We start from the raw sequence: 25,238 nt of genomic DNA on the forward strand, positions 1-25,238 counted from the left end.
CCAGTACGGGGGTGCGGGGGTCTCGGGTCTTGCAAGTACTACAGGGTGACTGTCAGCCCTGGCCGGTCAGCTTCTCGCGGAGAGCCTGGAGCGCCTCGTCGGAAGCGAGCGCGCCCTCGGCGGGTGCGTCGTCCTTCGGAGCCGCGCTGCCGCCGGTGGCCGAGGAGTACGTGGAGGCCTCGCCGGCCTCGACGTCCGCGGTCTTGGCGTCCTCGATCTGCTTCTTGTGGGCCTCCCAGCGCGTGTGGGCCTCGGCGTACTGCCGCTCCCACTCCTCGCGCTGAGCGTCGAAGCCCTCGAGCCATTCGCCCGTCTCCGGGTCGAAGCCGTCGGGGTAGACGTAGTTGCCCTGGTCGTCGTACGTCGCCGCCATGCCGTACAGCGTGGGGTCGAAGTCGTCCGAGACCGGGTCGACACCCTCGTTGGCCTGCTTCAGCGACAGCGAGATCCGGCGACGCTCGAGGTCGATGTCGATGATCTTGACCATCACATCGTCGTTCACCTGAACGACCTGCTCCGGGATCTCGACGTGACGCTCGGCCAGCTCGGAGATGTGCACCAGACCCTCGATGCCCTCCTCCACCCGGACGAACGCACCGAACGGAACCAGCTTGGTGACCTTGCCGGGCACGATCTGGCCCATCTGGTGGGTCCGGGCGAACTGCTGCCACGGGTCTTCCTGGGTCGCCTTCAGCGACAGCGAGACGCGCTCGCGGTCCATGTCGACGTCCAGCACCTCGACGGTGACCTCCTGGCCGACCTCGACCACCTCGGTCGGGTGGTCGATGTGCTTCCAGGACAGCTCCGAGACGTGCACCAGACCGTCGACGCCGCCGAGGTCGACGAACGCGCCGAAGTTGACGATCGAGGAGACGACACCCTTGCGGATCTGGCCCTTCTGCAGCTGGGTGAGGAAGTTCATCCGCACCTCGGACTGCGTCTGCTCCAGCCAGGCGCGACGCGACAGAACCACGTTGTTGCGGTTCTTGTCGAGCTCGATGATCTTGGCCTCGATCTCCTGGCCGACGTACGGCTGGAGGTCGCGGACCCGGCGCATCTCGACGAGCGAGGCGGGCAGGAAGCCGCGCAGGCCGATGTCCAGGATGAGTCCACCCTTGACGACCTCGATGACGGTACCGGTGACGACGCCGTCCTCTTCCTTGATCTTCTCGATCGTGCCCCAGGCCTTCTCGTACTGGGCGCGCTTCTTCGAAAGGATCAGGCGGCCTTCTTTGTCCTCCTTCTGGAGAACCAGGGCCTCGACGTGGTCGCCGACGTTGACGACCTCGTTCGGGTCGACGTCGTGCTTGATCGACAGCTCGCGCGACGGGATGACGCCCTCGGTCTTGTAACCGATGTCGAGGAGAACCTCGTCCCGGTCGACCTTGACGATGGTCCCCTCAACGATGTCGCCGTCGTTGAAGTACTTGATGGTCAGATCGATCGCCGCGAGGAAGTCTTCCTCCGACCCGATGTCATTGACCGCTACCTGCGGGGTGGTGCGTACTGCGGGGTCGAGAGGTGCCTCGATGCTGGCCGTCATGTGGTGAGTTGCTCCGTGGGCTGATGGTGTCGTACGGGTGCGCAATGGCCGTTGGATCGCATCTTGCTGCGAGCACGAGCCTGCTCCGTCTGAGGTCGCGCGGGCCCATAGCGCATCTCACAGAATACGTGTATGACGGAGGGCACGGCAACCCGGGGCACCCGGTGACGACCGGCCGCCCGCCGAGGTCTCTCGACGTGCCACTGGTCTCAATGTACGACGTCCGGGTCCGGGCGGCCGCCCGCGAGCTCGCCCGTGTCGCAGATCCGGGTGATCAGCGCGTTCGCAGCGGCCGCCACGGGGTTCGCCGCAGACCGTGCCGCGAGGTCGATCAGCGCCCAGAGATCCGCTGCCCGGGCCCGGTCGACCAGCCTGTCTCCGAGGTCGAAACCGGCCCGTACCACCCCCAGGACCGCCCCCGTGAGCACCGGGTCGGTGGTGAACCGCAGCAGGTTGCCCAAGTCGGCGTACACGGAACCCGCATGCGCGAACTCCCAGTCGATCAGCCCGGTGACCACCGCGTTCTCCGGATCGACCAGCAGGTTCTTCGGGTTGAAGTCACTGTGCACCAGGCAGATCCGGTCCACCCCGGTCGCGGCCAGGTCCTCCGCCTCGTCGATCACGCCGGCGAACCGGTCGACCTGCTCACGCGTCAGCCCGATCTCACCGGCATGCGCCCTGAAGAAGTCCTCCAGGTCGCCGACCCCGAACGGCTCGATCGCCAGCTCCCGCCCGACGAAGTCGCCGAAGCTCAGGAACGGCATCCCACTCAGCCGCACGAGGAGCTCACCGAGCTGCTCCCCCACCTTCCGCCGCTCCGCGTCGCCGGCCGTCGCGAGATAAGTCTCCAGATTCACGCCGGGCAGCCGCTCGTACAAGACATAAGGAGGAGCACCGTCGCCCGCGGGGTCGGGCATGGCGTCCAGCACCCGGGGCACCGGTAGTAGTCCGCGCACGAGCCGCATCAGCGAGGCGTCGACCGCCGCGCGCGCCGGACGCTTGCCGTAAAGCTTCAGTACGGCGTCTTCGCCGCCGGCGCTCACCGCGAAGGTCTCCCCGCCGTACCCGCCGGTCAGCGGCACCGCACTGGCCGCGATCGCCCCGAAATCGTCCATGCCGCGCATCCTGCCGCACGCCACGGACACCACCACACACGAGCCCGCCGGCGAGAGCGTCCTCACCGGCGAGCTGAGCGTGGCGGCAGCGCCGGTTCACGCCTTGGAGCGCATTGACGCGCATTTACGCCTTGGAGTGCCGGTTAGGCCTTGGCGGGTGCTACGAGCCCAGCCGCGGCCAGCACCGTCGGTACTGCGTTGCGCAGGCCGGCCGCGTTGGGGTGCAGCGGGACGAGTCCGTTCGTCACCACGTTCGGGATCAGTCCCTCGATCCATCGGGTCGCGACGCCCTTGCACATGTCGTGCCCGATGCTGGGCGTGGCCAGATCGACGTACGTCGCACCGTGCTGTTGCGCCTGCTCGGCCATCCGGACGTTCAGCCGCGTCAGCGCCGCCTGCAGGTAGTCCGCGTCCGCCGCCCAGACCGGGACGACCGGCCAGCAGCCGCTCTTCTTGATCGCCGTCGGGTAGCCGACCATCAGGATCTTCGCGTGCGGCGCCCGCTGCCGGATCTCGTCGATCACCGTCCCGTACGTCGGCGCGAACGCGTCGATGCTCCGCGCGAGCCTGTCGACGCCGCCCGCGGTGTTGGTCGCCTTGCACGACGTCCCGACCGGCTGCGGCAGCAGGTTCACGCAGGAGAACGCGAGCCCGACGAGGCCGATGTCGTTGCCACCGATGCCGACCGTGACGAGCGTGGTGTCCGCACTCAGGGCGTCGTACTGCGGTGCCGCGGTACCGCTGATGATCCCCGGCTGTGGGTTCGCGAAGTCTTTGGTCTGGGCGCCGCCACAGGTCACATCGCGGAAGGTCGCCGGCTGGACCTGCTGGGCGATGAGGGACGGGTAGTTGACCGCCGATCGCGCGCAGGTGAACAGCTCCTTCGCCGGCAACACCAGGGAGCCGGCGGCGTAGGAGTCACCCATCGCCACATAGACGAGCGGCGTCTCGGCCGCCTGAGTCGTGGTCGCTTGAGCCGTGGCCGCTACCGGTCCGGCGACGAGCAACCCGGTCACGGCGAGTACCGCGACCGTCCGAGCACGTACTGATCTCTTCTGCATGCTGCCCGCCTTCAACGTTAAGTGACTGGTCGGTAACAGTACGAGTCAGCTTGAAGAAAACTCACCTTTTCGGCAAGGGCTGGGCCCTGACAATTTTCCGTTCTTGAATTACGCTACTCCAGTATCGAAAAGGAGGTCGAGATGGCCGGACGAGGCAGACCGCGCGACACCGCGGTCGAGGGCAGAGTGCTGGCGGCCGCGGCGGCAGAGATCCGCCAGGGCGGGTACGACGCGCTGTCGATCGACCGGGTCGCCGAGCGGGCCGGGGTCGCGAAGACGACGCTGTACCGGCGCTGGGCCTCCAAGGCCGAGCTGGTGGTCGCGCTGATCACCAACCTGCGCGAGGAAGTCCCGTTCGAACCGACCGACGATCCGCGTGGCGACCTGACCAAGCTCATCACCGCGATCGCCGCCAACCTCGCCGCGACCCCGGCGACCCTGATCGCCGACCTGGCAGCTGCCGCCGCCCGCGAACCGCGTGTCGGCGAGAGCGTCCGCGCGCTCTGGGCCGAGCGCCACCGAGCCGTCACGGCCGTGGTCGCCAAGGCACAGGAAGCCGGCCTCGTACTGGACCACGTCTCCCCCGCCGTCCTGGTCGACCAACTGGTCGGCCCCCTGTACTACCGCCTGCTCGTCACCGGCGAACCGCTGACCCCCGACTACGCGAAGACGCTCGTCCGCAGCGTCCTAGGCCCCGAGGAGCCCCAATGACCACCGCCACCGCCACGAAGAAGTCACCCGTACGCCGCCGCGTACTCACCGCCTTGGCCGCCGTCGTAGTACTGCTGGCCGGCTACTGCGTCTACGCGATAGCCCACACCACCGTGCTCCACACCGAGATCGAGATCGACGCGACCCCCGACGAGGTCTGGAAGGTGCTGGCCGATCGCGCCGCCTACCCCGACTGGAACCCCTTCATCATCTCGTCCACCGGCGACCTGAAGACCGGCGCCACCATCACCAACGTCCTCAAGGACACCAACGGCGACGAAACCACCTTCACCCCCGAACTCCTCACCGTCACCCCTGGCAAAGAACTCCGCTGGATCGGCAAAATCCCCCCAGGCGGCATCTTCAACGGCGAACACTCCTTCCGCATCGACCCCCTCCCCAACGGCCGCTCCCGCCTGACCCAGGAAGAACGCTTCAACGGCATCGCCGTCCCCTTCACGGTGAGCATGCTGAACAAAACCATCAAGCCCCAATTCGAAGCCATGAACCGCGCCCTCGCCGCACGCGCCACGTCCTGAGCTTGTCCCGAGCGACAGGACATAGTCGGATATTCGGGCGAGCGCCACGCTCACCGAGGCGGCGGATGTCCGCAGGACCGGCACTATGTCCTGTCGCTTGGGACACGCTGGGCCACCGATAGGCTGCGTGGGTGGTTGAGCCGCGGCGGGTGGAGTTGAGTGAGTCCGAGACGTCCAGGGCCAGTCGGACCTACTGGGACTCGGCGGCTGAGGAGTATCTGGCGGAGCATGGGGAGTTTCTTGGGGACGATCGGTTCATCTGGTCGCCCGAGGGGGTGGATGAGGCTGCGGCTCAGTTGCTTGGGCCGGTGCGGGGGAAGCGGGTGCTGGAGGTTGGGTGCGGGGCTGCGCAGTGTTCGCGGTGGCTCGTCGGGCAGGGCGCGGATGTGATTGCCTTCGACATCTCGGTGGAGCAGCTCCGGGTCGGGCGGGAACTGGATCGGCGTACCGGGAGCGCAGTACGGACTGTTGCTGCCGACGCGGTCGCGATTCCCTTTGGAAACAACGCGTTTGACATCGCCTGCTCGGCGTTCGGCGCGTTGCCGTTCGTTGCTGATGCGGAGGCGGCGCTCGCGGAGATCGCGCGGATTCTCAAGCCTGGCGGGCTTCTCGTCTTTTCGGTGACGCATCCGATCAGATGGAGCATGCCGGACGACCCGACCCCGGCCGGCCTCCGAATCACCCAGTCGTACTTCGACCGCACCCCGTACGTCGAGGTGGACGCCGACGGCACCCCCATCTATGCGGAGCACCACCGCACCACCGGCGACTGGATCCGCGCCCTCACCACCGCCGGCTTCATCATCGACGACCTACTCGAACCCGAGTGGCCGGCCGGCAACGACAACATCTGGGGCGGCTGGGGACCAGACCGCGGCCGGCTCGTACCCGGTACCGCGATCTGGTCCGCCCACAAGCCCTAGCTACTCAACCGGCGCCGCAACAACCCGGTCGCTCCGATTGCCACCCCGAAGACACCGAGGCCGACAAGCAGCCGCACCCAGCTACGCCCACCCTCACCGGTGTCCCCCGCCAGCTTCAGCGAGTACGCAGTCGCGCCGGCCGCTCCCTCAGGAGCACCGAACGGCATCGACTCGGTCTTGGCGCGATTGGCGGAGGCTGACAGCATCCCGTACCGCCGGCTGAAGTCGAGCGCAGTAGCCGCACCCTTCTTCGTCAGCTCCTTGGCGCCTTCCTTGGACAGCCTGTCGGCCCCCTCAGGAAGCGCCTTGCCACCTTGCGACGCGGTCTCCAGCCCGTCGGCCAACTTGCCCGACCCATCAGCAGCCGACCCGATGCCGGTCGCCAGGTCCTTGGACCCCTGCGCCAGCTGATCGGACCCGCTCTTGGCCTTGCCGACCCCGTCAGCCAACTTGCCAGTGCCATCAGCCAGCAACCCAAGCCCGCTGTCAAGCTGCCCGGTCCCGTTCACCAAGACACCAACGCCGTTCTTGAGCTGTCCGGCTCCACCGGCCAACGCCCAGGCGCCGTTGTCAAGCGCCCCAGCCCCAACCTTCAACTGCCCCGCACCGGAGTCGAGCTTCCCAGCCCCGTCCTTGAGCGCCCCAGCACCAGCATCAAGATCCCCAGCACCCTTCTTCAGCGCACCGGCACCCGTGTCCAGGTCCCCAGCACCCTTCTTCAACGCACCAGCCCCGGAATCAAGCTGCTCAGCACCAGACTTCAACGCACCCGCACCAGTATCGAGCTGCTCAGCACCGGACTTCAACGCGCCAGCACCCGTGTCGAGCTGCTCAGCACCGGACTTCAACGCGCCAGCGCCCGTGTCGAGCTGCTCAGCGCCCGACTTCAACACTCCAGCACCGGTATCGAGCGCACCAGCACCGAGGTCGACCTGGTCGGCGCCATCTGACAGCAGGTTCAGTCCGGCCAGCAGGGTCTTGCCACCCTCCTGAATCTGCCCGACCCCTGCTTGCAGTCCGTTGATTCCGCCGCGCAGGGTCTTGTTCGCGGGTGTGTCGGTCGCCTCGCCGATTCCGCCTTGCACGCTGGCGACCACACTGGAGACCAGCTGGCTGATTCCGGCATCGACGAGATCAAGACCCTGTACCAGACCCGGCTTCGAGTCCGGGCAACCCGAGACCCGATTGTCGAGCCCGCACTGCAACTGCGCGATGCCCGGAACGGCCCGCTGAGTCAGCCGGCCCTTCAGATACGCGAGCGCCTCCTGCATCGTGGCCGAGTCCGGCAACGGCTTGTCCAGGTCAGGCGTCGAACCGTTGATCGAACCAAGCTGACCGATCAATGAGTCCAGGATCAGCTTCTTGACGGTGTTCGTCTCCGGCCCGGCGTTCAACGCTCCGGCCGGACCGTTCAGCAGCGCGGCCGCGGGACCGTAGCAGGCTTCGTCGTACGTACCGACGGCCTTGCCGTTGCTGACCCCCTTCAATGCGTCGGATGCACAGTCGACGCCGCCGCGCATCTTGTCGATGCCAGGACCGGCTGCGGCCAGCTGCTTCTTGAGGCTCTCGAGTCCGCCGAGCAGCGTTCCTTCGGCGCCGACGGAGCCGATCCCGTCCTGGAGCTGCTTCACACCGGCGTGCAGCGCTTGCGCCTTCGTGGGCAGTTGGCCGATACCGCCGTACATCTGCACCAGGCCGTCCTCGACACCGGTCAGGCCACCGCTGATCTGGTTCAGCCCCTCGATCAACGAAGGAGCCTTGCCAGTCGCCTCATCCAGGCCCGCCGCGAGCTTGCCGGTACCCGCCTTGAGGTTGCCGGTGCCGGCCTTCAGTGTGCCCGCGCCGGTCTTGAGATCACCGGTACCGGCCTTCAGCTTGCCAGCACCCGTCTTCAGGTCGCCGGTGCCGGCCTTCAGTGTGCCCGCGCCGGTCTTGAGATCACCGGTACCGGCCTTCAGCTTGCCGGCTCCTGTCTTCAGGTCGCCGGTTCCGGCCTTGAGTTTGCCGGCGCCGGCTTTCAGGTCGGTGGTACCGGCCTTTAGTTTGCCGGCACCCGTCTTCAGGTCGCCGGTGCCTGCCTTGAGTTTGCCGGCGCCTGCCTTCAGGTCGCCGGTGCCGGTCTTGAGTTTGTTGACGCCGCCCTCCAGCTCGCCCGTGCCGGCCTTGAGCTTGTTCGCGCCGGCGCTGAGATCCTTGGCGCCCTTGTTGAGTTTGCCTGCGCCGTCGTTGATCTTGCTGGCGCCGTCGGCTGCTTCGCCGGTTTTGGTGCGGAGCAGGGAGGCGCCGGTGTCGAGTTCGCCGAGGCCGCCGGCCAGTTGGGCCGCGCCGTCCGAGAGCTTGTTCGCTCCGGGAGCCGCCTGGTTGGCGAGGCCGTCGTTGAGGGTCTTGGCGCCGGCGTTGAGTTGGATCAGGCCGCCGAGCAGCTTCTGGGCGCCGTCGCGGAGGCGGATCAGGTTGGTGTCGAGGGTGGTGCCGCCCTCGACGAGATCGACGCCCTTCTCCGCGCCGGTCTGGTATCCGCTGACGGCGCTCTTGAAGGACGGGCTGTCCAGCGGGCTGACCGGCAGCGCGGTCAGCTCGGCCTCGGGAACGACCGCGTCCTTGACCTCCGCCGACCAGCCGAACTCGGCCGTCGCGGCGCCGACCGGCGGGAACAGCGTGACGGTGAAGCTCAGCTTCGTACCGCCCTTGCCGTCACCGGCCCGGTTCGCCTCGTTCGACGAGACGTCGGTGAACTCCGGCGGCAGCACCGTGGTGAGCTGACCGACCATCGGGATGACCACGTCGGACTGCTCGGTGACCTTCTTGCCGAAGCCGTCGGTGATGGTCACCTCGCGCGACTCGGCCGAGGTGTTCTCGACCAGGTAGTGGGCTTCGAGCCGGCCGTTCTTGCCGACCGCATCGCCCGGTTTCTTGAGCTTCTTGCCATTCAGGGTGTACGTGACGGCGACCTTGATCGGCAGCTTCTTCTTGTCGAAGTCGCTGACCGTCCGCAGCCGCTGCTCGCCGTCGACGGTCAGGTCGACGTTCATCTTGCCGTCCTTGACCGTCGGACCGCCGAAGCCGTCCAGGTTGCGCAGGCCATCGGTCGAGACCGGGTTGCTGAGCTTGACCTTGCCCTTGCCGGCGAAGTCGAGCTGCTCGTAGATGCGGGCGCCTTCGACCTTGCCGCTCGGGTCGAGCCGGGCCTGCACGGTCTCGGTGTTGGTGACCTTGACCGGGTCGGCGGTCAGCGCGGTCGCCGTCGCCAGCGCCTGGGACGTCGACAGGACGAGGGCGGTCGGGACGGCGACGGCGACAGCCAGTCCCCGGGTGATACGTCGGGCGCTCACGCGCGATCTCCTTCGGTGGCGGAAAACTCGTGAGTGGACGCGGGTACCAGGGCCTCTTCGGTCGTGGGCTCGCCAGTGGCCGGCGGATCCTCGGTCCGCTGGTTCGACGGTGCCCGCAACGGCCCCTGGATCGAGGTCGCCAGGAACCCGATCCCAGCGGCCAGCAGTACGCCGGTCGCGGCTGACGGCGACTGAGCCAGGAACGCGGGACTGTCCGCGGTGTAGCTCTCCTCGTACACGGCGACCATCGCGGCCGCGCCGATCAACAGCGTCCACAACGGCAGCCGGTTGGCGGAACCGGCCGTGAACAGGACGCATACGACGACGACCAGAGCCGCTGCCACGGCCCGGCCCGATGCCGAGTCGGGCAGGTAAAGCGCCCGGATGGCGAATCCGAGCCAGGCAACCACGAGCCCGATCAAGAAGCCGGCCGCCCGCATGGCCGGCGTGCGCTCCTGGACCAGCCCGACCACTCCCCCCAGGGCCCCGCCGACCAGTGCCACGTGCTGCGTGTCCAGACCGAGGGCTTCCCCGATCAGGCACAACAGACCCGCAACCACTGCCAGCAGGGCTCCGCCGAGCAAGGTACTGCGCTGCATTGAGTCCTCCACCTCACTGTCGGACTCCGGGGACCCCGTCCGGAAAATCCAAGTTTCACGTACTTGAACTACCGTTCAGTACGAAGCTGATGGACGTTCCTACCAGGCGGTAACCGCAAGTTTCAATACCGGGGAGATACCGACTCAGCCAGCAGCCACCGAGAACACGTGAATGTGTCCGAAACCACCGCTCGAGGGCGGAAGTTCAAGTGTTTGAAGGCTTTTTCCGGCCAGCAAGGGCAGTGTCTTTGCAAAGACATAGGTGCCGATCTGCTGCTTCCCCGACGGCATCCAGTTCCGGTACGTCATCGACGCGACGACGGTGTTGCCGTGTCCGATCGCCTCGGTGCCACCACCCCGGGTCCAGTCCGTGAAGCCCAGTACTACGGACTGCCGCGTCCCGTCGGTGTAGACGATCGTGGCCGTCCCCGAGACACCGGTCGGCCAACCCGACGACGCCCCGAGCACTCCCAGCTTCGTCGCACCGGCAGGAGCGGTGATCGGGATCGACTGACCCTGAGCGACGAAGTTGTCCCGGTCCCCCGCCGCCGTCGAAGGCCAGCGGTAGTGGAGGCCGCCATGGACAACGTCAGCACCCGGCGCCAACCCGGCCGCTGTGAGCGCTTGCCGGGAGTAGCTCGCGGCCGCGTTGTCGAAGTCGGCCGAACCGAGTTGGGTGTCGTCGCTGATCCCGGCGTTGGCGCGATGGCCGGAGAAGCCGACATCGAAGACGTGCAGTCGGCCCGATGCCGGTGCGGTCGGCAGCGTCACGCCCACGACGGTCTTCGCGGCGTCGATCGGGAAGGACGCGGAGTACAGATAAGTCCGTACTTGCTCAGGACCACCGGCCCAGTAGTTGTTGCGGTAGGGCATGTCCGCCGCGACGACATTGTCGGCCCGCTTCGGCACCGTCCCACCAGCCAGGGTCCAGTCGCTGAAACCGAGCTGGACGGCCGCGCTGGTGCCATCGGAGTACCGGACTGTCGCAGTACCGGCCGCTCCGTCGATGGCGCCTTCCGCGCTGCCGAGGAAGCCGATTCGATTGGCGCCTGGCGGACTCGAGACCGGAAAGTTCTGACCGGCCGCGACGACATTGTCCGGGTGGCCGGCGCGGACGTTCGGCCAGACATAGTCGATCCCGTCAGCAATGAATTTGCTGCCGGGAACCACGCCGGCAGTCTGCAGAGCCGCAACGGCATATCCGGAGCCGAAGTTGTCGTAATTCGCTTCGCCGGGGGCGTTGTCATGACTCGTGCCGTTGTTGCCGGCAACGGAAACGGCATCCGCCGAGTACGACGGTGGCGCCGCGTCCGGGCTGGTCGCCCATCCCGTTCCACCCTGGTTGCCGAGTGCAACAGTCATCGTCGCGCCGGTAGTGAGCATCCCGGCCGGCAGAAAGGCCTTGTTCCAGGCGGCCCCGTCCACGGTCATGCTCTGGACGTACGGCGTACCGACCGAAGCCGCCGGCGCGTTGATCGTGAGGGACTTGCCACCCTGCAACCGGATAGCCGTCTCGGGGAACAGCGGGCTGCCGAGGACGAGGTCGGCCGTGCCCGGGATCGCCGGATAGAGGCCGATCGCGGACCAGACGTACCAGGACGACAGCGATCCGAGATCGTCGTTGCCCGCCAGGCCGTCCGGTTTGTTGCCGAACAGCTCGGTCTGCACCCGGCGAACCACTTCCTGGGTCTTGTCGGGCCGACCGGTGTAGTTGTACAGCCACGGCGTACCGAAGCTCGGCTCGTTCCCCATCCAGGCGTACTCGCCGGCGATCTGGTTGAGCTGCTGGAAATGCGTGTCGAGGTACTGGCTCATCGCGCCCGGCCCGCCCTTGGCCGCAATCAGCCCGGCCGCGTTGAAGGGCACCATCGGCGTGTACTTCCACGCGTTGCCCTCGGCCCAGTCGTCGAACGAGAAGTCCGTCGGGCTGAAGTTCTCCTTCCAGGTCCCGTTCGACCGCCGAGGCTGGACGAATCCACTCGCCGGGTTGAGCAGGTACTGCCAGCCCTGCGCCCGGTCGAGAAACTTCGCCCGTACCGCGGTGTCGCCGCGCGCTCCGGCAAAGGCCGACAACGCGAAGTCCGCGATGTTGTACTCGAGCGACGTCGAGACCGTGCCCGTGTGGTCGCAACAGCCGAACCCACCGTCGGCCGGCAGATAACCGTGCGTGTCGAGATACCCGTTGCCCGGCCGGATGTTCGTCCGCCCGGTGGCCTGGTCCACCATCGCGGCCTGCGCCTTGGCGGCATCGAAGTTGCGGGCTCCGAAGGCGTACGCCGACGCGATGATCGGCAACGCCGGGTCGCCGACCATCATGTACGTCTCGTCGTTCGCCACCGGCCACTTCGGCAACCGGCCCGACTGGTCGTAGGCGAGCAGCATCGACCGGACCATGTCGGAGGTCTGCGCGGGAGCGACCAAAGCACTCAACTGGATCTGCGATCGATAGGTGTCCCAGCCGGAGAAGTTCGCATAGACGGCCGACTGTCCGGTCGGTACGGTCCGGACCACGTCGTCGAAGCCGAGGTACTGGCCGTTCGAGTCGCTGAAGACGTTGGGGTGCAGCAGCGAGTGGTAGAGCGCCGTGTAGAAGGTCTTCTGCTGATCGAGCGTCCCGCCACCGATCTGGATGCCGGTCAGCAGACTGTTCCAGGACGCCTTGGCGGCCTGCTCGACGGTCGGCAGATCCCAACTGGCGAGGCTGTCGCGATTGACCCGCGCGTTGGCGAGGCTGACGAAGGAGATCCCGACCTTCGCCTTGACCACGGTCCCGGCCGGGAAGGTCAGCGCGATCCCGCCGTCGCCGGTGAACAACCACGGCGCACCCCACTTCGCTGAGGCGGTGAAGGCTTTGTCGAACTTCACGGCGTAGTACAGCCGGTAGTGGTTGTCCCGGATACAGAACGCGCCGGCCCCCGTCCACCCGGTGACCTCCGTCGTACTGGCCGCGGTGATCGCTCCCTCGGAAGCCGCCGCTCCCCCACCGTTCTTGAGCAACAGGGTCGCCGGCGTCCCGGCCGGAAACGCGAACTGCCCAAGCCCGCCCCGCAGCCCAGTGGTCAGCTCCACCTTCACGTTGTTGGCCAGCGTCAACCCGTAGTACCCGAGCCTGGCCGTCTCCTTCGCATGCGTGAACCCAACCGTCGCGGCGTTCTTGTCCGTCGGCACCGTCCCCGTCACCGGCAGGAACGGCAGATCCCCGTAAGCCCCACACCCGGCCCCACTCATCCGGGTCAACCCGAACCCCGACAGCGCGGTCGCCGCGTAGTCGTAGTCACCACCAGGCCACCGAGCAGCCGTATCCGGCCCCCACTGCACCATCCCGAACGGCATACTCGGCCCAGGAAAGGTGTTCCCCGCGTTCCCTTCCTGCCCGGCCTTCTGCGCCGTCCCGATCAACGGATTCACCAGCGCGGCCGGATCGGTCACCAGCGCCGTCGTGGCTGCGATGGCACTGGTGACCGGGAGCAGTACTGACAGCACCGCGAGACCAGCGCAGACCGCTCGAAGCGAACGCATCAGCAAACACCTGGGCCGGGAAGACTGTTGTTCGATTTGTAGGATCCCCAGTACAGGTTCGCGTCGTCCTCGTACTTGTTCCAGGTGTGATACTTCCGCGCCACTGCTTCGGCAGCCGCGTAGACGCCCGCGAATCCAGGACCGAACTTCGCCCACTGCTTGCTGTGGATGTACTCGTGCTCCATCAAGCGCGGACCTTGCTCCTGCGCCACCTGGTAGCCAACGATCTTCGCCAGTCCTGCGATCCGCAGCGCCTGGCACCTCACCGTGCTGTTGAACACGTCCTCCGAGTGTGGATAGCCGAGGTAGTCACCCATTGTCAGTGGACGGCTCTGCCCCGCGCTCCAGTCGGTGTCGAAGCAGATTCTCTGTCGGTCGGTGTTCTTGCAGGATTTGCCCCACGCCAGCAGCTTGGCCGCCAGGTTCGCCTGGCCGTTGCCGGACAGCCCCGACAGGTTGGTGTACCAACTGACCTTCGGCACGCCGACCTTCGGCACCGACCACGGTCCCCAGCCACGCGCGTTGGAGGTCCGGACCTTGATCTCGAATGCCTCGACCCGGCCCGAGCTGACGGAATCGTGGGTACGGTTGTCGGTGGCTGTCTGCAAGTGGGTGTAGGTCGCCCCGGTCAGGAGGTTGCGCCAGGTGATCTGGAAGTAGCTCGGCTCGACCGTGTAGTCGTACCAATTGAGACTGAATCCACCCTCGTACTCGGATGGACTACCCATCGCCGGCGCCGGCGGGAGGGGCGGAAGCGGGGTGGCCGCCGCGACTACGGACGGGGCCGAAACGCCTGCCTCATTGGCAGAGCGAACTCGGAACTCGTACCGGGTGGCATTGGCCAACGGCACGACCGTCAGGTTGGTCTGGCCGATCACCGGATACGGCAGTCGGATCCAGCCCTTGCCTGCTATCCGGTACTCGACCCAGTAGTAGATGCCTGCCGGCGTACCGTCCGACCAGTCGATGGCGACCTTGCGATCCCCCGCCGATGCAGTGAGCGAAGTCGGAGCGGTCGGGGCCGGTGGCATCGGGCGGGCCGTGTCCACCGGGGACGGTGCCGACGTACCGGACAGGTTGTTGGAGCGGACGCGGAACTCGTAGGTGACCGCGTTCCGCAGGAACGTCACCTTCAGGGTCCGGGCGCTGATGGGCAGCGGGAGCCGGCTCCAGTTGCCACCGGCGGGACGCATCTCGACCCAGTACAGGATGTTCGCCGGTGTGCCGGCCGACCAACTGAGATTCACGAAGCCGTTGCCCGGTGTCGCCGTGAGGCTGGTCGGCGCGGTCGGGAACGGAGGCATCGGGCGGGCCTGGACGGTGTTGGTGCCACCGCTCTCGCCGATCCCGTTCTGCGCCGTGACCCTGAACGCGTAGGTCTGGCCGTTCTCCAGGAAGCCGGCCGTCATCGAAGTACCGGTGACCGGCAGCGGCAGCCGCTCCCACGGATCTCCCGAGGTCATGTTGCGCTGATAGACGATGTACTGGACACCGCTGGTGGTGCTGCCCGTCCACGACAATCTCACCTGGCCGTCCTGCGCGGTTGCAGTCAGGTTCTTGGGAGCGACCGGCAGGCCGCCGTACGACGTCGCCGAAGCGACCGCGGACAAGGCGCCCAGCCCACCTTGATTCTCCGCCGCGACCTTGAACTCGTACTTGTGCCCGGCCTTCATCAGCCCGAGTTCGGCCGTCTTGTCGAGACTCGGCAGCCCGAGCTTGGTGAAGGTGGTCTGGCCGGCCGTGACGTCGCGCTGGTAGACCCAGAAGCTGACGTTGGCGACGCCGTTCCAGTCGAGCCGGATGGTCGCGTCACCCATCGCCCTGGCGACCAGTCCGGTCGGAGCCGGTGGCGGGTTGTAATGCGAGGTGGCCCGGACAACTCCGCTGATCGGTCCGTCGATGCCGTTGGCGTTGGGCTGGACCTTGAACTCGTAGACATGCCCATGCTTGAGGTAGGCGGCCGTGAAGGCACCCTTGTCCGTCGGGTACTCGAGCTTCGCGAAGGACTCACCTGCCGTCACATCCCGCTGGTAGACCCAGAAGTACGTGTTGGCCACGTCGCCCCAAGTGACCTTGATGGTTCCGTCTGTCTGCGCCGCCGCGACCAGCCCGGTCACCGGCGCGGGCGTCGGGAACTTCGGCGTCGCCTGCACCGGCGCGGACAGCGCGCCCTCCCCGTTCGGCCCGAGCCCCGACACCTTGAACTCATAGGTGTGACCGTTCGACAGGTACCCGGCCGTCATCCCGGTTCCTGCCGCGATCGGCAACGGCAGTTGGGTGAAGGTGGTCTCGCCGTCGGTGACGTCGCGCTGATATACCCAGTACCAGGCCTCGTCGCCAAGGCTGTTCCAGCTCAGCTTGACCTCGCCGTCGCCCGCGACCGCGACCAGCCCGGTCGGCGCCGGGAGCTTCGGATAGGTAGAGGTCGCCGGCGTCGCCACCACCTTCGCGGATTCGCCACCATCGTTGTAGGCCGCGACGGCGAACTCGTAGCTGTGCCCGTTGGCGAGGTATCCAGCCTCCATCGTGGTGCCGCCCGAGATCGGCAGCGGCAACTTGACGAAGTCAGTCTCCTCAGCCGTCAGGTCGCGCTGGTAGACCCAATACCAGACATCCGGAGTGGTCGACGCGGTCCAGGACAACCGAATGGTTCCGTTCGCGGCGGGAGTGGCGGTCAGGTTCGCCGGCGCCGCCGGTGGGATTCCTACCGGAGTCGCGGTGACGACGGTCGAGTGCGGCGAGTCGCCACCCGCGCCACGTGCGATCACGTAGAACTCGTGCTGCTCGCCGATCTGGAGGCCCTTCACCACCAGCGTTCTCTCATCGGCGCCCACGGTCGTCGCCGAGATGAAGGTCGAGTCCGGTTGCTCGACACTGCGGTAGAACACCTCGTAGTTCCAGACCTGCGGTACGCCCTGCCAGGACACCCGGACGGCACCGGTCCCGTCCGGTACCGCGGTCACCGCACCCGGCGCCGTCGGCGGCACGATGTTCATCGTGATCGATGCCAGGTCCGACCGGGGCCCCTCCCCGTTGTCGTTGGCCGCCGTGACGACGAACTGGTAAGTCTTGGCATGCTTCACGAACGAGATGATGCCGGTCGTCGTGGTGACCGGATCGGGTTCCCGGGCAAAGGTGGTCTGCCCATCGGTCACGTTCTTCTGATAGATCCAGTACTTCGTCGCGCCTGGTACCGGATTCCAGTGCAGTTCCGCCTCGCCCGCGATGGATTGGATCACGGTCAGGCCGGTTGCCTTCGTGGGCACGGTCGCTGGATCCGGAACCGGCACCGGCCAGGCGGTGTCGACGAATCTCGGCCGGTAGATATGGGCGTCGGTGCTGTTTCCCGTCTCGGACAGACTGTTGACGTTGTACGACCAGAGCAGGCGTCCCGGTGAGGTCAGATCGGTGTGCACGTGGACGTCGTACACGATCTGGTCGTTGCCCTGCCCCGGCTCGGGCGCCTTGTGGATGACGACCGGCTCGGAGAACGGCCCGACCGGACCCGTCGCCGGGTAGGCCACGAAGTCGTCGCGGAAGATCCCGTGCGCTTGCTGGGTCAGCAGCACCCAGCCGGTCGCCGTCTTCTGGACGCCGAAGGTGGTTCCCACCCCGCTGAGGATCCGCGCGGAGGCCGCCTCGTCGGCAACCCAGGCGGAACCGTTCCAGTACTGCCAAGGTGCGGACAGATCGGAGTTCGTCCGGGCGACGTGGGCGAACCGCATCAGGGTGTCCGACACGTACTCGGAGCCGTAGACGTACGTGTAGCCGCCGTCCTGGACCATCTCGACGCCCCAAGCGATCTTGTCGCCGAGCGGAAGCGCGACAGCCGATTCGAGCGCGAAGGTCGAGGCGTTGAACGTGGCCAGGCTGGTTCCCTTCAACGCCATGTCCAGGGCGCCCTGACCGGACCGCGCGAACCGGTTGTAGGCGACCAGCAGCTTGCCGCCCGAGGTGACGCCGTCGCCGACCCAGAAGAAGTCGCCGTCGGCGTTCGGAGGCATCAGCGCGGACGGCGCCGCCGGCGTACCCCGGAAGACCGACTGCATGCTGTCACCGGACTGGATCACCATCGAGTTGTTGATCATCGGGGTGTTCGCCGGCCGGCTCTTGTCCGCGTTGACCGGGCCGATGTAGGTGTCCGAGAACAGCCAGGCGATGCGGCCGTCCGGCAGCAGGACCGACGCCGTCCCGTCCGCTCCGCTCCACTGACCGGAGGTGTCGCCGTAGTTGGTGAAGGCCGCGTTGAGCTGAGCGGCGGAGCGTTGTCCCACCGGGGTGGCCGCCCGGGCGGACGGCTGGGCGATCACCAGCCCGGCGACGATCAGCGCGATGGAAATCAGCACGGCCGGAATTCGCCTGGCCCGGGGGAAAACCGCAGTCGTCATTGCCCCACCCCTTCAAGTGTGCTCGAAGGTTAGGGTCGCGGCGAAAGCACCCACAAGCGGGAGTTGCTGCAACGGTGAGGGGTTGACAGTGAGGGCGCTGTGAGCGTGGAGGTGGGGGTGGCCGTAGCGTTGGGGCATGACCTCAGAGACGACTCCCGAGCAGCCGGTCGAGCCGAAGTTGGGGTTCTTGCGGAGTGCGACGGTGGTGGCGGTCGGGATGGCTGTCATGAACGTGGCGGCTTATGGGTTCACGTTGTTCGCGGTGCATCGGCTGGTACCGGAGCAGTTCAGTGCCGTGGTGGCACTGCTGGGGTTGCTGTTGATCGGGAACGTGGTGCCGCTGGGGTTGCAGGCGTCGGGGGCGCGACGGATCGCTACCCATCCAGGACCGGGTCGAGAGGCGTTGGCGGACTCGTTGCTCAGGGCGGGCCGTCGGTCCGCGCTGGGGCTGACCTTGGTGTGTCTGGTGGCCAGTCCGCTGTTGATCTGGCTGTTGCACATCGATTCGGTACTCGCCGTGCTGCTGTTGGCGCCGACACTCGGCGGGTTGACGCTGATGGGGTCGCAGCTCGGAGTACTGCAGGGCAGTGAGCGGTGGACCGAGTTGGCGGCGATGTACACGGCCGTCGGGGTTGGGCGGTTCGCCTTCGGGGCCGGGGCGTTGGTGATCCACCCGAGTGTCACCGCGGCCATGATCGGTGTCGCGGTCGGTGCCGCGGTACCGCCGTTGGTCGGGTCCTTTCTGCTTCGCGGTTCTACCGGTGGTACGCCCGAGCAGGTCAAGGAAGCGTTGCGGGAGACGATCCACGGCACGCACGCGCTGCTGGCCTTCTTCGCCATCGCGAACGCGGACGCGTTGCTCGCCAGGGGTCTGATGGACGGCGAGCACAGCGGGTACTACGCGGCCGGCGTGATCGTCGCCAAGGCGTGCCTTTTCCTGCCCCAGTTCGTGATCGTGACCGTGTTCCCCTCACTGGCCAGCTCCCCCGGCGACACGTTGCGGCTGCGGCGCGCGATCCAGGCCGTCGCGGCGCTGGGCGTGTGCTGTGTCCTCGGCGCCTTGCTGCTGCCGGATCTGGTGGTGACGGTTGCCGGGGGCAAGGACAAGTACCCGGTACTGGGCGACTTCGCCTGGATCTTCGCGCTCGCCGGTTCCGCGTACGCCGTACTGCAACTGGTCGTGTACGCCGCGATCGCCCAGCAGGAGAAGCGTGCCGCCCTGGTGATCTGGGTCGGCCTGGCCGTGCTGGCGGTCGCCGCGCTGATCGTCATCGGCACCGACCTCGCCACCGGCTTCACCGCCATCAAGGTCCTGGCCGGCATGACCGCCGTCTGCGCCATCGCGCTGTCGGCAGCACTGGCCACCGGGCTCCATCGGCAGGCTGGGGCCTCCGCCTAGGCTGGCGGAATGACGACCCCGAAGTTCATCCTCGACCTCCGCGAGAAGGTCGGCCACGACCTGCTCTGGCTGACCGGGATCACCGGCGTCGTGCTCGACGATGCCGAGCGCGTCCTACTGGTACGCCGGGCCGACACCGGGCGCTGGTCGTTACCCGCCGGGATCCTCGAGCCGGGTGAGCAGCCGGCACCCGCGTTGCTGCGCGAGATCCAGGAGGAGACGGCTGTCGAGGCGGAGATTGTCCGGTTGGTCAGCATCGACACGCTGCCGCCGGGTTCCTACCCGAACGGCGACCAGGTCCAATTCCTCGACCTTTGTTTCAGCTGCCGCCCGGTGCGCGGTGAGGCGCGCGTGAACGACGACGAGAACCTGGAGGTCGCCTGGTTCCCCCTCGATGACCTACCAGACCTCTCCGAGATCAGACTCGCCTCGATCGCCCACGCCCTGAAAGCCGACGACCAACCGCTCTACACCGGCCGCCCGTACTAGCGCCGGAGCTCCAGCTGAAGTTCCCGCGACCAGCGCTCGCCTGTCGTCGGCTCCCGACCCAATCCAGCCGCCAGCCGGCGCCGGACCTCGGCCGACTTCCCCCGCTCGACCAGCAGAGCCGCCTCCGCCAGCGCGTACCGCGCCTTCTTGTCCCGGCGCGGCACGCCGACCTCCGGATCGCTCCACCTGCCATGCCAGAACGATCCGGCGGTCTTCGCCTGGTAGTCGCCGAAGTAGCTCCACACCATGCTGTCGAGCGAAACGTTCCGGATCGACGACGCGGGCAACTCGGCAGTCCACTCCGCCTCTTGTTGCCAGCGCCACTTGTTCGGACTCGTTTTACCTCGCCGGGTGATGCCGACGAACCGCAACTGGCGCCGGATCACGTCCCACTGCGCGTGCTCCTCGTCGATCCAGTCACGCAGCAGCTCGTAGAGGTTCTCGAAGGTGTGTCCCTGGCTTACCAGGTCGACGAACACCGTCGGGCGGCCGCGCATCAGCTCTGCCGGGGCCAGACCTGCCGCAGTCAGATTCGTCCGCAGTTGGGCCAACTCATCGGCGGTCAGATCGTCGGCCCACAGCCCGGGAAGCGACAGCGGCAGCGGATGCAGCCGGTCCTGCCAGGAGGTACCGGCGAGAGCGCCGCTCAGTAGGTCGAACAGGCTGTCCACTGAGCGGCCGACGAAGTACAGCTCGCCGTCGCCGCAGCGGGCCAGCACCTTGCCGGCACATGCAATCAGCTCGTCGAGGTACCCGAGGTTGACCTCGGGTACGTCGTCGAGGAGCGAGCCGAGCTGGTCCGGCCGGACCAAGTCCCATCGGAACGGCCGGATCGGCTCATCAGGCATCAGGCGACTCGCATCGCACTTCAGGCCACTCGCTGAGCATCAGCTAGTGCGCGGCCTCGTGCCAGGTGCGGCCGACGCCGACCGAGACGTCCAGGGGGACGGTCATCTCGACGGCGGCGCCCATGTCGCGGCGGACGAGTTCTTCCAGCGCTTCACGTTCGCCGGGGGCGATCTCGAAGACCAGTTCGTCGTGGACCTGGAGGAGCATCCGGGACTTCAGGCCGGACGACTTCAAGGAAGCGTCGACCTTGAGCATCGCCATCTTGATGACGTCGGCGGCCGAGCCCTGGATCGGGGCGTTCAGCGCCATCCGCTCGGCCATCTCGCGGCGTTGGCGGTTGTCGCTGGTCAGGTCGGGCAGGTAGCGACGGCGGCCGAGAATGGTCTCGGTGTAACCGCTCTTGCCGGCCTCCAGCACGATGCTGCGCAGATAGTCGCGGACGCCGCCGAAGCCCTCGAAGTACTCGTCCATCAAGCCCTTCGCCTCGTCCACGCCGATCTTCAGCTGCTGGCTCAGCCCGTACGCCGACAGCCCGTACGCGAGGCCGTAGTTCATCGCCTTGATCTTGGCCCGCTGCTCCTGCGTCACCGCGGTCGGCTCGACCGAGAACACCCGCGACGCGGTCACCGAGTGGAAGTCCATCCCGGAGTTGAACGCGTCGATCAGCCCCTGGTCCTCCGACACGTGCGCCATGATCCGCATCTCGATCTGGCTGTAGTCGGCCGACATCAGCGCCTCGAAACCCTCGCCGACGACGAACGCCTCGCGGATCCGCCGACCCTCCTCGGTCCGGATCGGGATGTTCTGCAGGTTCGGGTCGGTCGAGCTGAGCCGCCCGGTCGCCGCGATCGTCTGGTTGAACGTGGTGTGGATCCGCGCGTCCGTCGGGCTGATCGTCTTCAGCAGCCCCTCGACCGTCTGCCGCAGCCGGGTCGCGTCCCGGTGCGCCAGCAGGTACGCGAGGAACGGGTGCTCGGTCTTCTCGAACAGCGACTGCAACGAGTCCGCGTCGGTCGTGTAACCGGTCTTGGTCCGCTTGGTCTTCGGCATCTGCAGCTCGTCGAACAGCACCACCTGCAACTGCTTCGGCGAGCCGAGGTTGATCTCCTTGCCGATCACCTCGTACGCCGCGGTCGCCGCCTCCCGCACACCCGTGGCGAACCGTGCCTCGAGCTCCTCCAGGTACGGCCGGTCGACCGAGATGCCGTCCCGCTCCATCGCCGCGATCACGTCGATCAGCGGCAACTCGACGTCGGCGAGCAGCGTCGTGCCGGCCTGCTTGTCCAGCTCGGCGTCGAGCGTGTCGGCCAGGTCGGCGATCGCGCGGGCGCGCAGCATCGTCGCGTCCGCGGCCGGCCCGCCCTCGACGTCGTCGAAGCTGAGCTGCCCGTTCTCGGCCTCTTCAGTGCGCAGCTCACGCTTGAGGTAGCGCACGGTCAGGTCGGCCAGGTCGTACGACCGTTGGTCCGGCCGGACCAGGTACGCGCTCAGCTGGGTGTCGGAGGTCAGCCCACCGAGCGTCCAGCCGCGCTCCAGGAACCCGAGCAGCGGGCCCTTCGCATCATGCAACGCCTTCGGCTGCTTCGGGTCGGCCAGCCATGCCTGCCAGGCCGAATCGTCGTCCGGTGTCAGCATTGCCGGGTCGAACCACGCCGCCGCACCCGTCGAGGTCGCCAGCGCCAGGCCGGTGATCTCACCTGTACCGCGACCCCAACTGCCTTGCACCGCGACGCCGGTGCGCGCGCCGGTCGAGACGTGCTCCTTGATCCAGGCAGCGACCTCGCCGGGCTTGAGCTGCGTGCCCTCGAGGTCGAAGCCCTCCTCGATCGTCTCCTCGACCTGCTCGTGCTCGGCGACCAGCCGCTCACGCAGCACCCGGAACTCCAGGCTGTCGAACAGCGTGTGCACCTTGTCCCGGTCCCATGGGTGCCGGACCAGGTCGTCGACGGACACGTCCAGCGTCAGGTCGCGGACCAGCTCGTTGATCTGCCGGTTCCGGATCACGTCGGACAGGTGCTCGCGCAGCGACTCACCGGCCTTGCCCTTGATCTCGTTCACCCGGTCGATCACGTCGTTCAGCGAGCCGAACTGGTTCAGCCACTTCGCCGCGGTCTTGTCGCCGACCCCGGGCACGCCCGGCAGGTTGTCGCTCTTCTCCCCCACCAGCGCGGCCAGGTCCGGATACATCCGCGGCGGGATCCCGTACTTCGCCTCGACCGCGGCCGGGTCCATCCGGGCGATCTCGGAGACGCCACGCTTCGGGTACAGCACGGTGATGTTCTCGTTGATCAGCTGGAACGAGTCGCGGTCGCCGGAGCTGATCAGCACCTCGAACCCCTGCTCGTCGGCCTGCGTCGCCAAGGTGGCGATGATGTCGTCGGCCTCCCAGCCGTCGATCTCGGTGGTCGGGATCCGGAGCGCCTCCAGCACCTCCTTGACCAGCGAGACCTGCCCCTTGAACTCGTCCGGGGACTTCGACCGGCCGGCCTTGTACTCCGTGTACTGCTCGGCGCGGAAGGTCTTGCGGGACACGTCGAACGCGACGCAGATGTGCGTCGGCTGCTCGTCGCGCAGCATGTTGATCAGCATCGAGGTGAACCCGTACACCGCGTTGGTGTGCTGACCCGTGGTGGTGGAGAAGTTCTCCACCGGCAGCGCGTAGAACGCCCGGTACGCGAGCGAGTGCCCGTCCAGCAGCAGGATCCGCGGTCGCGCGGTGGAGCCGTCCACCACCGTGCCCGGGTCCTTGGTCATCGTCGAGGAGTCTGTTTCAGGAGCCACGTAAAGACTCTAGTGGGTACCGCCGACAGTTCTCGCACGCGCACGCAGGCGCTCCCGTAGCCTTCATCCATGAGTGATGAAAACACTGCCGCCGAGCTGCCGCCGGGGATGCTGACCGAGGGCACCCTGCTCGACTTGATGGGCATCGTGGTCACCGAGGCGACGCCGGACCGGGTGGTCGCGACGATGCCGGTGAAGGGCAACGTCCAGCCGTACGGGCTGCTGCACGGCGGCGCGTCCTGCGTGCTGGCCGAGAGCCTGGGCTCGATCGGCTCCGCGCTGCACGCCGCGACGTACGGCAAGGTCGCTGTGGGTGTCGACATCAACGCGACGCATCACCGCGCCGTCCGCGAAGGCGTCGTCACGGGCGTGGCCACGCCGATCTACCTGGGCCGCACCACGACGTCGTACGAGGTCGTCATCACCGACGAGCGGGACAAGCGGGTCTGCACCGCGCGGATCACCTGCCAGCTGATTCAGGCGCCGCCGGGAGCCTGAAGCTCCTCGAACTGCTCGTCGCTGTGCTCTCCGGCCAGCGGCGAGCGGGCGAGCTGGGCGCGGCGGGCCATCACGGAACGTCGCGACGACAACAGCGCCAGCAAGTTGGGCGCGTGCTCGGCCGCGAGGCGGCGCCGTACGGTATGCGTGCTGGCGAACCGCAGTACGCCGGCCTGCCCCAAGCCCAACCGGGCGAGGAACCTGTTCGCCTCGCGGGCGACCGGCGGAGCGACCACAGCGAGATGCGGGCAGTTCTCGTGCTCGGCCCACGCGGCCGCCTCGGCGATCAGCGCCTTGCCCAGGCCGTGCCGGCGGGCGTGATCGCTGACGTGCAAGTACTCCACCGTGACGGTGACCTCGTCGTGCAGCGGGCTGATCGGGGTCTGGCGCAGGTACGCCATCCCGCCGAGTTCACCGTCGATCTCGCCGACCACGAGCCGGCCCGACGGGTCGTCCGCGTGCTTGGCGACGGAGGCCCGCGCGGACTCGACGGACGGCGCGGTCAGCAACCGGGCCTGATGTCCGGCTCCGACCGCCATCTCGCTCCACAGGGCCACCAGTGCCCCGGCGTCGTCCGGTCGGGCGTCGCGCACCTCGATGGCTGGTGCCACGTGGCCCTCCTAGATTTCTGATCCACCCCCGAGGTGAACAGATATGAGCCGATACGCTCATCCCCGCGCAACAGTAGGGCTTCCGGGGTCCGATGCAAAGCTGACGCGGAGCGAAACGGGAGACCAGGTTTGTTCATCGGAATCGGTACTGTCGTGAATGTCGCGACAGTGCTCGTCGGCTCGGTCCTGGGCGTCCTGATCGGTCACCGGCTGCAGCACCGCACCCGCGATCTGGTGACCGACGCGCTGGGTCTGGTGACCCTGCTGATCGCGATCAGCTCGGCACTGACCGTGGGCGACGCCGCCCTCAGCGACGCCGTCGGAGACAGCGCGCCGGTACTGATCGTGCTCGGCGCGATGCTGATCGGCGGCATCACCGGCTCGCTGCTGCGGATCGAGCAGCGGCTGGAGGGATTCGGCGCCTGGATGCAGCACCGGTTCAGCCGCGGCGACGGCGAGAGCACGTTCGTCGAGGGCTTCGTGTCGGCGTCGATGGTGTTCTGTGTCGGGCCGTTGACCTTCCTGGGCGCGCTGTCCGACGGGTTGGGGCGGGGCGCCGATCAGCTGTTGCTCAAGTCGGTGCTGGACGGCTTCGCCTCGATCGCCTTCGCCGCCTCCCTCGGCTGGGGCGTGGCGGCCTCGGCGGTCGTCGTACTGGTCATCCAGGGGCTGATGACGGCCGTAGGCGCAGTACTGGGCGATGTCCTTCCCGATGCCCATGTGACCGCCCTTGGGGCCACTGGCGGCCTGCTGCTGGTCGGCGTGGCCCTGCGCCTGCTCAAGCTCAAGCAGATCGCCGTCGCCGACCTGCTGCCGGCGCTGATCGTCGCCCCGCTGCTGGTCCAGCTCCTCGTTGTCATCCGCAACTGATCTCGTTGTCA

The 25,238-nt window shown here is 67.4% G+C and carries 17 protein-coding genes; 7 read left to right on the top strand and 10 right to left on the bottom strand.

Annotated features, from left to right (window positions below; translation table 11 throughout):
• Positions 1-52: 52 nt before the first annotated feature.
• The 3 genes from rpsA to ACIA12_RS09155 form a co-directional block, all read right to left on the bottom strand.
• The gene (rpsA, locus tag ACIA12_RS09145) at positions 53-1,543 is read right to left on the bottom strand and encodes a 30S ribosomal protein S1 (protein WP_396366392.1); all 1,491 of its coding nucleotides are present in this window, start codon (positions 1,541-1,543) and stop codon (positions 53-55) included.
• A 209-nt stretch (positions 1,544-1,752) separates the two neighbouring features.
• Complete coding sequence (locus ACIA12_RS09150) at positions 1,753-2,658, bottom strand: phosphotransferase family protein (protein ID WP_396366393.1); 906 nt, start codon at positions 2,656-2,658, stop codon at positions 1,753-1,755.
• A gap of 143 nt (positions 2,659-2,801) precedes the next feature.
• On the bottom strand, positions 2,802-3,719 hold the full coding sequence (locus ACIA12_RS09155) for an SGNH/GDSL hydrolase family protein (RefSeq protein WP_396366394.1): 918 nt from the start codon (positions 3,717-3,719) through the stop codon (positions 2,802-2,804).
• A gap of 141 nt (positions 3,720-3,860) precedes the next feature.
• Between ACIA12_RS09155 and ACIA12_RS09160 the strand changes: the two genes are divergently transcribed.
• The 3 genes from ACIA12_RS09160 to ACIA12_RS09170 all read left to right on the top strand — a co-directional run bounded on the left by ACIA12_RS09160 (position 3,861) and on the right by ACIA12_RS09170 (position 5,892).
• Positions 3,861-4,430, top strand: a complete 570-nt coding sequence (locus ACIA12_RS09160; protein ID WP_396366395.1) for a TetR/AcrR family transcriptional regulator — start codon at positions 3,861-3,863, stop codon at positions 4,428-4,430.
• Positions 4,427-4,969, top strand: coding sequence for an SRPBCC family protein (locus tag ACIA12_RS09165; RefSeq protein WP_396366396.1), 543 nt, complete (start codon positions 4,427-4,429; stop codon positions 4,967-4,969). The genes ACIA12_RS09160 and ACIA12_RS09165 overlap by 4 nt, the downstream gene beginning before the upstream one ends.
• 131 nt (positions 4,970-5,100) lie before the next feature.
• Positions 5,101-5,892, top strand: coding sequence for a class I SAM-dependent methyltransferase (locus tag ACIA12_RS09170; protein ID WP_396366397.1), 792 nt, complete (start codon positions 5,101-5,103; stop codon positions 5,890-5,892).
• On the opposite strand, the gene ACIA12_RS09175 is transcribed toward ACIA12_RS09170, so the two are convergent.
• The 4 genes from ACIA12_RS09175 to ACIA12_RS09190 form a co-directional block, all read right to left on the bottom strand.
• A complete protein-coding gene (locus ACIA12_RS09175; protein ID WP_396366398.1) occupies positions 5,889-9,224 on the bottom strand; it encodes a hypothetical protein in 3,336 nt (1,111 codons plus the stop codon). The genes ACIA12_RS09170 and ACIA12_RS09175 overlap by 4 nt on opposite strands.
• Positions 9,221-9,823: a hypothetical protein gene (locus tag ACIA12_RS09180; protein WP_396366399.1), complete on the bottom strand. Its 603-nt coding sequence runs from the start codon at positions 9,821-9,823 to the stop codon at positions 9,221-9,223. Before ACIA12_RS09180 ends, ACIA12_RS09175 begins: the two co-directional genes overlap by 4 nt.
• A gap of 144 nt (positions 9,824-9,967) precedes the next feature.
• The gene (locus ACIA12_RS09185) at positions 9,968-13,342 is read right to left on the bottom strand and encodes a GH92 family glycosyl hydrolase (RefSeq protein WP_396366400.1); all 3,375 of its coding nucleotides are present in this window, start codon (positions 13,340-13,342) and stop codon (positions 9,968-9,970) included.
• Complete coding sequence (locus tag ACIA12_RS09190; protein ID WP_396366401.1) at positions 13,342-17,730, bottom strand: fibronectin type III domain-containing protein; 4,389 nt, start codon at positions 17,728-17,730, stop codon at positions 13,342-13,344. The genes ACIA12_RS09185 and ACIA12_RS09190 overlap by 1 nt, the downstream gene beginning before the upstream one ends.
• A 136-nt stretch (positions 17,731-17,866) precedes the next feature.
• Between ACIA12_RS09190 and ACIA12_RS09195 the strand changes: the two genes are divergently transcribed.
• A complete protein-coding gene (locus ACIA12_RS09195) occupies positions 17,867-19,129 on the top strand; it encodes a lipopolysaccharide biosynthesis protein (RefSeq protein WP_396366402.1) in 1,263 nt (420 codons plus the stop codon).
• A 9-nt stretch (positions 19,130-19,138) separates the two neighbouring features.
• On the top strand, positions 19,139-19,618 hold the full coding sequence (locus ACIA12_RS09200; RefSeq protein WP_396366403.1) for an NUDIX hydrolase: 480 nt from the start codon (positions 19,139-19,141) through the stop codon (positions 19,616-19,618).
• On the opposite strand, the gene ACIA12_RS09205 is transcribed toward ACIA12_RS09200, so the two are convergent.
• Positions 19,615-20,466 carry a hypothetical protein gene (locus ACIA12_RS09205; RefSeq protein WP_396366404.1) on the bottom strand — a complete coding sequence of 284 codons (852 nt, stop codon included), beginning with the start codon at positions 20,464-20,466 and terminating at the stop codon, positions 19,615-19,617. The two genes, ACIA12_RS09200 and ACIA12_RS09205, sit on opposite strands and share 4 nt — an antisense overlap.
• A gap of 43 nt (positions 20,467-20,509) precedes the next feature.
• Positions 20,510-23,221: a DNA polymerase I gene (polA, locus tag ACIA12_RS09210; RefSeq protein ID WP_396367149.1), complete on the bottom strand. Its 2,712-nt coding sequence runs from the start codon at positions 23,219-23,221 to the stop codon at positions 20,510-20,512.
• Between the two features lie 96 nt (positions 23,222-23,317).
• Here polA and ACIA12_RS09215 point away from each other — a divergent pair, with 96 nt between their 5' ends.
• Positions 23,318-23,746: a hotdog fold thioesterase gene (locus ACIA12_RS09215; RefSeq protein WP_396366405.1), complete on the top strand. Its 429-nt coding sequence runs from the start codon at positions 23,318-23,320 to the stop codon at positions 23,744-23,746.
• Here ACIA12_RS09215 and ACIA12_RS09220 read toward each other — a convergent pair.
• On the bottom strand, positions 23,725-24,357 hold the full coding sequence (locus tag ACIA12_RS09220) for a GNAT family N-acetyltransferase (RefSeq protein ID WP_396366406.1): 633 nt from the start codon (positions 24,355-24,357) through the stop codon (positions 23,725-23,727). The genes ACIA12_RS09215 and ACIA12_RS09220 overlap by 22 nt on opposite strands.
• 153 nt (positions 24,358-24,510) lie before the next feature.
• Here ACIA12_RS09220 and ACIA12_RS09225 point away from each other — a divergent pair, with 153 nt between their 5' ends.
• Positions 24,511-25,227: a DUF554 domain-containing protein gene (locus tag ACIA12_RS09225; protein ID WP_396366407.1), complete on the top strand. Its 717-nt coding sequence runs from the start codon at positions 24,511-24,513 to the stop codon at positions 25,225-25,227.
• The last annotated feature ends 11 nt before the right edge of the window (positions 25,228-25,238 follow it).

Source organism: Kribbella sp. NPDC051620 (assembly GCF_044453825.1).
Lineage (GTDB): Bacteria > Actinomycetota > Actinomycetes > Propionibacteriales > Kribbellaceae > Kribbella.

Bases quoted from the DNA above. Each gene is read 5' to 3' on its own strand.
- ACIA12_RS09200 (WP_396366403.1), top strand. From the start codon at position 19,139: ATGACGACCCCGAAGTTCATCCTCGACCTCCGCGAGAAGGTCGGCCAC.
- ACIA12_RS09215 (WP_396366405.1), top strand. From the start codon at position 23,318: ATGAGTGATGAAAACACTGCCGCCGAGCTGCCGCCGGGGATGCTGACC.
- ACIA12_RS09150 (WP_396366393.1), bottom strand. From the start codon at position 2,658: ATGGACGATTTCGGGGCGATCGCGGCCAGTGCGGTGCCGCTGACCGGC.
- rpsA (WP_396366392.1), bottom strand. From the start codon at position 1,543: ATGACGGCCAGCATCGAGGCACCTCTCGACCCCGCAGTACGCACCACC.
- ACIA12_RS09155 (WP_396366394.1), bottom strand. From the start codon at position 3,719: ATGCAGAAGAGATCAGTACGTGCTCGGACGGTCGCGGTACTCGCCGTG.
- ACIA12_RS09160 (WP_396366395.1), top strand. From the start codon at position 3,861: ATGGCCGGACGAGGCAGACCGCGCGACACCGCGGTCGAGGGCAGAGTG.
- ACIA12_RS09185 (WP_396366400.1), bottom strand. From the start codon at position 13,342: ATGCGTTCGCTTCGAGCGGTCTGCGCTGGTCTCGCGGTGCTGTCAGTA.
- ACIA12_RS09190 (WP_396366401.1), bottom strand. From the start codon at position 17,730: ATGACGACTGCGGTTTTCCCCCGGGCCAGGCGAATTCCGGCCGTGCTG.
- ACIA12_RS09165 (WP_396366396.1), top strand. From the start codon at position 4,427: ATGACCACCGCCACCGCCACGAAGAAGTCACCCGTACGCCGCCGCGTA.
- polA (WP_396367149.1), bottom strand. From the start codon at position 23,221: ATGACCAAGGACCCGGGCACGGTGGTGGACGGCTCCACCGCGCGACCG.
- ACIA12_RS09205 (WP_396366404.1), bottom strand. From the start codon at position 20,466: ATGCCTGATGAGCCGATCCGGCCGTTCCGATGGGACTTGGTCCGGCCG.
- ACIA12_RS09195 (WP_396366402.1), top strand. From the start codon at position 17,867: ATGACCTCAGAGACGACTCCCGAGCAGCCGGTCGAGCCGAAGTTGGGG.
- ACIA12_RS09180 (WP_396366399.1), bottom strand. From the start codon at position 9,823: ATGCAGCGCAGTACCTTGCTCGGCGGAGCCCTGCTGGCAGTGGTTGCG.